A 5,356-nucleotide genomic window follows, 5' to 3' on the forward strand; every position below is an offset into this window, starting at 1 on the left:
GGTGTCGGGGCGCGGGGCCCGTTTCCCCGACGCGTGTCTGAGGGCGCCGGGGTGCGAGGGCGCCGGGGCGCGCCGGGCGGGGGCGCGCGCGGCGCGCGGGGGGTCACGCGGCGGCCGACAGACGCCAGGCGTAGAGGGCGAGTTGGGCGCGGAAACGATCGTCGGGGTCGCGCAGGCGCCAGCCGAGCGCCGCCTCGGCCCCGGCCAGGCGGGCGGCCACCGAGCTGTGGTGGAGGTGGAGCGCGGTGGCGGCGCGGCGCAGGGACCCGGTCTCGCAGAACGCGGCGAGCGCCGCGATGCTCAGCTCCCCGCCGTCGCGCCCCGCCAGTTCGGCCAGGGCGCGCACCCCGGGCTCGGCGCGCAGCCGCGCCACCGGCACCTCGGCCAGCAGCGAGAGCGGGCCGAGCGCGTCGTGGTCCACGACCGCCTCCGCCGGGCCGCCGTTCGCCACGGCGAAGCGCAGCGCGGCCCTGGCCTGTCCCCAGGACACGCGGGCCCGGGTCGGCGCCACGCTGCCGCCGACGCCGAGCCGGACGCCGCGTCGGCGTTCGCCGCCGGGGCCGCGCTCGTGGATCCGTTCGGCCATGGCCTGCCGCAACTCCCGGGCCGGGGAGTCGGTTCCCGCGCCCGGCTGGACGAGGACGGCGGCCAGCGCGCCCACGGCGGCGACCCGCACCGCCGCCGTCCGGGGCCCGCCGCGGGCCAGCAGCGCCACCGCCTCCACCCCGGCGTCGGTCCCCTCGCCGCCCGCCACCGCCACCACGCGGAGCGGCAGTTCGGGGTTGAGGCCCAGCAGCCGCAGCGCCCGCGCCCGGTCCTCGACGGCCTCCCGTTCGGACAGCACGGTCTCCACCAGCGCGGGGTCGGCGACCCGCGGCGATCGGGCGTCGCGGTGCGGGCCCATGCCCGCGGCGATGGCCATCCACTCCAGGACCAGGTCGTCCAACGGGCCGGGGCCGCCGTCCCGTTCGAGCCAGACGCGCCCGGTGGGGCGCAGGTCCACGGCGGCGGAGACGTGGCCGGGGACGCCGGGCAGGGCGATCCCGTCGGGGGCGAAGCGCGCGGTGCGGCCGTCCGCGAGCTCCAGGCCGGCGGGGCACTGCGCCAGTCCCGCCGTCGAGCGGGCCAGCACCACCGGCTCCAGGGAGCCGCCGCTCAGCAGCGCCTGGAAGTGGGCGATCACCCGGAGCGCGGCGGCGGCGTCCGCGTCGAGCGAGGACAGCCGCAGGAGGAGACCCTTCACCTTCGCAGTGTAGGAAGGCGGTGAAGCGCTTCACCAGACGCGCGTCACACCCCGGCGGAGCTCAGGCCAACTTAGGTTTCCCTTACCTCACCTGTAGGGTGTCGTCTCGAAGTCCAGCGTGGGAGGGGCCGGTTGCTCATGGGAGACGTCCGCCTGGTCGCGGAGGGGCTGGAGGTCGGGCACGCCGGCCGCCCGGTCCTGAGCGGTGTGGATCTCACCCTCACCTCGGGGAAGGTGACGGTGCTCGTCGGCCCCAACGGCTGTGGCAAGTCCACCCTGCTGCGCACGGTGGCGGGGCTGTTGCCGTCGCTGGGCGGCGAGGTGCGGGTCGACGGCGTGCCGCCCGGCTCGCTGACCCGCCGCGTGCTGTCCCAGCGGCTCGCGTTCCTCCCCCAGTCCTCGCTCACCCCGGCCGGGGTCACCGTGCGCGAACTCGTGCGGCACGGGCGGTACGCCCACCGCGGGGTCTTCGGCCGCCACACCGCGGAGGACGCGGAGGCGGTGGCCTGGGCGCTGGAGGTCACGGACGCGGCGCCCCTGGCGGACCGGCGGCTCGACGAGCTGTCCGGCGGCGAGCGCCAGCGCGCCTGGCTGGCCACCGTGCTGGCCCAGCGGGCGGGCGTGCTGCTGCTGGACGAGCCGACGACCTATCTGGACCTGCGCCACCAGTTCGAGATCCTGGACACCGTCAGGCGGCTGGCGCGGGAGCACGGCATCGCCTGCGGGGTGGTGCTGCACGACCTGACGCAGGCGGCGGCCTACGGCGACGAGGTGCTGGTCGCGGCGGGGGGCGGCGTCGTGGCCGCCGGGGCGCCGCGGGAGGTGCTGACCCCCGAGGTGATCGACTCGGCCTTCGGCCTGAAGGTCAGCGTCGTCCGCGACCCGGAGACGGGCTATCTGGCGTGCTTCCCCCGGCGGCCCGACCTCGCCGCCACCTGACCGCCCACCGGGGCCCGGCGACCGCCGGTGCCCCCATCCCCGGCCGGAACCGGCCATTCCCCCTATGGAAGGAAGAGTCCCTTGCGGAGACTTCTGCGGGCCGTCGCGGCGGCGAGTGCCGCCGGTGCCCTTCTCGCCGCCCTCGCCGGCTGCGGGTCGGGGAGCGTGGGTGAGAGCTCGGGCGAAGGCGAGGGCGGCTCCGGGGCCGGCGGCATCACGGTGAGCACCGCCCGCGGCGATGTGACGCTGGACGACCCGGCGCTGAAGGTGGTGTCGCTGGAGTGGGTGTACACGGAGGAGCTGCTGGCCCTCGGCGTCACCCCGGTGGGGAACGCGGACAACGCGGGCTACGCGGAGTGGCTCACCGCCGAGGGGGCCCGGCTTCCCGAGGACACCACGGACGTGGGCCTGCGCAACGAGCCCAGCATCGAGCGCATCCGCGTCCTGGAGCCGGACCTCATCGTGGGCGACGAGGAGCGGCTGGCCGCCGGCTACGAGCAGCTGGAGGAGATCGCGCCGGTGCTGTCGTTCGCGTACACGACGGCGCCTCAACTGGAGACGATGGAGCGGAACTTCACCGAGCTGGCCAGAGCGGTCGGCGAGGAGGAGAAGGCCGCCGAGGTGCTGGGGCGGCTCGACGCCGCGGCCGGGGACCTCACCACGCGCCTGGCGGAGGCGGGCGCGGAGGGCGCGACCTACGCCCTGGCCCAGGGCTTCACGCTGGAGGGCAACGCGTCGGTCCGGATGCTCACCGAGGACGCGTTCTCCGCCCAGGTCCTCGGGCTCGCCGGTCTCACGAACGGCTGGCACGGGGAGCCCGACGCCTGGGGCATGACCACCGTGGGCGTCGAGGGCCTGACCACCGTCGATCCGGAGGCGTCGTTCCTGTATGTCGCCAGCAGCGAGGACGACCCCTTCACGGGCGCGTTCGCCGGGAACCCGGTGTGGGAGGGGCTTTCCTTCGTCGAGGAGGACCGGGTCTTCGCGCTCGACCCCGGGCAGTGGCTGTTCGGCGGCCCGCTCTCGGCGATCCAGTTGCTGGACGAGGCGGGGAAGGCCCTGAACGTCTGATGACCGTCGCGGCCACCGCGGCCGTGCGCCGCCCGCGGGCCTGGCTGGTGGGCGGCGTCCTGCCGCTCTGCCTGGGCCTCGTCGCCGTCCTCCACCTCAGCCTGGGGGCCTCCGGGGTCGGCTTCACCGACCTGCTGGCCCTGCTCGGCGGCGAGGCCGATCCCCGCGTCCGGGACGTCCTGGTCGGGGCGCGGCTGCCGCGCACCCTGACCGGGCTGGTCGTCGGCGTCGCCCTCGGCGTGTCGGGGGCGCTGATCCAGGGCGCGACCCGCAACCCGCTGGCGGCGCCCGACACGCTCGGCGTCAACGCGGGGGCCTACCTCTTCGTGGTCCTGGTGGCGTACACCGGGATCAGCCTGGGCCCGGTGCCGGCCGGGGGTGCGGCGTTCATCGGCGGGGTGCTGGCCATCGGGGTGGTCTACCTGCTCAGCAGCGGCGGCGTCCTCACCCCGGGGCGGATGCTGCTGGCCGGGGCGACCGTGGCGATGGCGGGCACCGCCGCCGCGGAGTTCCTCCAGATCCTCGACGAGCACGCGACCCAGGGGCTGTTCTTCTGGGGCAACGGGACGCTGATGCAGTCCGGGCTCGAACGCCCCGCCGTGCTGGGCCTCGTGGTCGCCGCGGTCCTGCTGGCCTGCCCGCTGCTGGCGCGACCGCTCGACCTGCTCTCCCTGGGCGACGAGACGGCCCGGGCAATGGGCGTCGGCGTGGCCCGGATGCGCGGCGCCGCGCTCCTGCTCGCGGTCCTGCTGGCCGCGCTGGCGGTGACGCTGGCGGGGCCCATCGGCTTCGTGGGGCTCGTGGCGCCCGTCATGGTCCGGGCGCTCGGGGTGCGCCGGCACGCGCCGCTGATCCCGGCGGCGGGGCTGCTGGCCGCGGTGATCGTGCTGGGCTCGGACGCGGCGGCCCAGCTGGCGTTCCCGCCGTCCGCCGGGTACGGGGAGCTGCCGGTGGGCGTGGTGACCGCGCTGCTGGGCGGCCCGGTGTTCATCGTGCTCGCCCGCCGGGTCTCCACCGGCGACGCCGAGACCGGGGCGGCGGTCACCGTCTCCGGGCGGCGCCGCGCCCACGGCTACGCGCTGGCGCTCGGCGGGGCGGCGCTGGCGCTCGTTCTCACGGTCGTGGGGGCACTGCGGGTCGGCGATGTCCCCGTCGGCTGGGGGGAGATCCTCTCCTCGCTGCTCGGCTCGGGCGGCCGGCTGCCGGAGGCCGTGGTCTCCTACCGGCTCCCGCGCGTCCTGGTCGCGGCCCTGGCCGGGGCGTGTCTGGCCGTGGCGGGTGTCGCGGTCCAGGCCGTGGTGCGCAACCCGCTCGCGGAGCCGGGCCTCATCGGTGTCACGGCGGGCTCGTCCGCGGGTGCCGTGCTGGTCATCCTCGTGCTCCCCTCGGCCCCGGCCGCCGCGCTGCCCGTGGCCGCCGGGCTGGGCGGGGTCCTGGCCCTGGCCGTGGTGCTGCTCCTGGCGGCGGGTGGGCAACGGGAGGGGCGCGCGGGGCTGGACCCGACCCGCGTCGTCCTGGTCGGCCTCGGCACGGCGGCGACGACCATGGGGCTGGTCCATGTGATGGTCGTCGGCGCCCAGATGAACATCTCCTCCGCGCTGACGTGGATGGCGGGCAGCACCTATGGCCGGGACTACGACGCGCTGGGCTGGCTGGTGGTGCCGGGGCTGGCGGCGATCGCGCTGGTCCTGGCCGCCAGACCGGTGAACCTGCTGGCCCTCGGTGACGACGTGCCCAGGGCGCTGGGCCTCGACCTCGGCCGCTCCCGGCTGCTGGTGCTCGGCGCCGGTGCCGTGCTGGCCTCGGGAACGGCCGCGGCGGTCGGCGCGGTCGGCTTCGTCGGGCTGGTGGCGCCGCACCTGGCGCGCCGGCTGGTCGGCGGCAGCGTCGCCAGGACCGTTCCGATGGCCGCGCTGCTGGGGGCGGTGCTGGTGGTCGCCGCGGACGCCCTGGGCCGCTGGCTGCTCGCGCCGACGGAGATACCCGTGGGCATGATGACGGCCGTGCTCGGCGCCCCCTATCTGGTGTGGCTGCTGCGCCGTTCCCCCGACCGGCCCTGACCGGTCCCCGAGCCGGGGTGAGCGGCTCGGAGGGGGGCTGAGG

The 5,356-nt window shown here is 76.7% G+C and carries 4 protein-coding genes; 3 read left to right on the forward strand and 1 reads right to left on the reverse strand.

The window, feature by feature from the left end; genetic code table 11:
* Positions 1–103: 103 nt before the first annotated feature.
* Complete coding sequence (locus tag ADY01_RS32045) at positions 104–1,243, reverse strand: helix-turn-helix domain-containing protein (RefSeq protein WP_049580245.1); 1,140 nt, start codon at positions 1,241–1,243, stop codon at positions 104–106.
* Positions 1,244–1,381: 138 nt separating this feature from the next.
* On the opposite strand from ADY01_RS32045, the gene ADY01_RS32050 reads away from it, so the two are divergent.
* The 3 genes from ADY01_RS32050 to ADY01_RS32060 all read left to right on the forward strand — a co-directional run bounded on the left by ADY01_RS32050 (position 1,382) and on the right by ADY01_RS32060 (position 5,313).
* Positions 1,382–2,182, forward strand: a complete 801-nt coding sequence (locus tag ADY01_RS32050; protein ID WP_049580246.1) for an ABC transporter ATP-binding protein — start codon at positions 1,382–1,384, stop codon at positions 2,180–2,182.
* A gap of 81 nt (positions 2,183–2,263) precedes the next feature.
* Positions 2,264–3,253 (forward strand): ABC transporter substrate-binding protein, encoded by a 990-nt coding sequence (locus ADY01_RS32055; RefSeq protein ID WP_049580247.1) that lies wholly within the window; start codon positions 2,264–2,266, stop codon positions 3,251–3,253.
* A complete protein-coding gene (locus tag ADY01_RS32060) occupies positions 3,253–5,313 on the forward strand; it encodes an iron ABC transporter permease (protein ID WP_049580248.1) in 2,061 nt (686 codons plus the stop codon). Before ADY01_RS32055 ends, ADY01_RS32060 begins: the two co-directional genes overlap by 1 nt.
* Positions 5,314–5,356: the final 43 nt, after the last annotated feature.

It is taken from the genome of Streptomyces sp. SBT349, assembly GCF_001083795.1.
Taxonomy (GTDB): domain Bacteria; phylum Actinomycetota; class Actinomycetes; order Streptomycetales; family Streptomycetaceae; genus Streptomyces.

Bases quoted from the DNA above. Each gene is read 5' to 3' on its own strand.
- ADY01_RS32050 (WP_049580246.1), top strand. From the start codon at position 1,382: ATGGGAGACGTCCGCCTGGTCGCGGAGGGGCTGGAGGTCGGGCACGCC.
- ADY01_RS32060 (WP_049580248.1), top strand. From the start codon at position 3,253: ATGACCGTCGCGGCCACCGCGGCCGTGCGCCGCCCGCGGGCCTGGCTG.